1 protein-coding gene is annotated in these 1,114 nt (G+C 64.8%); it reads left to right on the top strand.

Translation table 11 applies throughout. The features are described from left to right. The first annotated feature begins 13 nt into the window (after positions 1-13). A complete protein-coding gene (locus XI05_RS08990) occupies positions 14-1,066 on the top strand; it encodes an IS110 family transposase (protein WP_271500726.1) in 1,053 nt (350 codons plus the stop codon). Positions 1,067-1,114: the final 48 nt, after the last annotated feature.

Genomic DNA, 1,114 nt, shown 5'->3' with positions numbered 1-1,114 from the left:
ACAGGAGCCGTCCGTGAGCCAGATTATCCGCATTGGGATGGATACGTCGAAGTATATTTTCCAGCTCCATGGCGTGGATCCGTCGGAGCAAGTCGTACTGCGCAAGCGGCTCAGCCGCAAAGCGATGCTGGAGTTTTTTGCAAAGCTGCCGCCGACGGTGGTCGTGATCGAGGCCTGCGGGGCCGCGCACCATCTGGGGCGGGAGCTCGGCAGGCTGGGCCACACGGTCAAGCTGATTGCGCCGCAACTGGTGAAGCCCTACGTGCCGCGCAACAAAAACGACGGACGCGATGCGGAGGGGCTTTGCGAGGCGTCGAGCCGGCCGCGGATGCGGTATGTGCCTGTAAAGACGGCGGAGCAGCAGGCCGCGCTGATGCTGCTTGGCGTCCGCGAGCAATTGGTCGGGCGTCGCACGCAACTCTCCAACACGATCCGCGGTCATGCGGCGGAGTTCGGTCTGACCGAGGCCAAGGGGCTGGACAAGCTCGCTGCGTTCCTGGCCGCGATCGAGCGGAACGAACGTGTGCCCGTGCTGGCCCGCGAGCTTTTTGTGATGCTTGCTCGGCAATACGACCAGGTGCAGACCGAGTTGAAGGCGATCGAGGCCAAGTTGCTGGCCTGGCACCGTGCCGACGCCACCAGCCGGCGCTTGGCGCAGGTCCCTGGGATCGGACCAGTTACGGCGGCCGCGCTGGTGATGAAGGCGCCTGATCCGCACGCCTTCCGTTCGGGACGATTGTTCGCAGCCTGGCTCGGCCTGACGCCCAAAGACCATTCCACCGCGGGAAAGACCAGGCTCGGCAAGATAACCCGAGCCGGCGACGAGAGATTACGTCAACTTCTTGTGGTTGGGGCGACCGCGGTAGTCAAGCAAGCGACCGGGAAGCACCGTCGTGGATCGCGCTGGCTGCTCGACCTGCTCCAGCGCAAGACGCCGAAGCAGGCAGCCGTGGCGCTGGCCAACAAGACTGCACGCATCGCCTGGAAGCTGATGACGACGGGAGAGGATTATGACAGCGCGCGGTTCGATGCCAAAAGCGATGCCGAAGTGGCCGCCGCCGCGTAGTTGAGAGATTCGGCCGACCGGCGGGTTCGCCCACCGGCCGAACCGGAG

This window comes from Bradyrhizobium sp. CCBAU 11357 (assembly GCF_028128865.1).
Taxonomy (GTDB): Bacteria; Pseudomonadota; Alphaproteobacteria; order Rhizobiales; family Xanthobacteraceae; genus Bradyrhizobium.
Note: the sequence above shows the minus strand (reverse complement) of the source record. Positions and strands in the feature narration are given on the sequence as shown.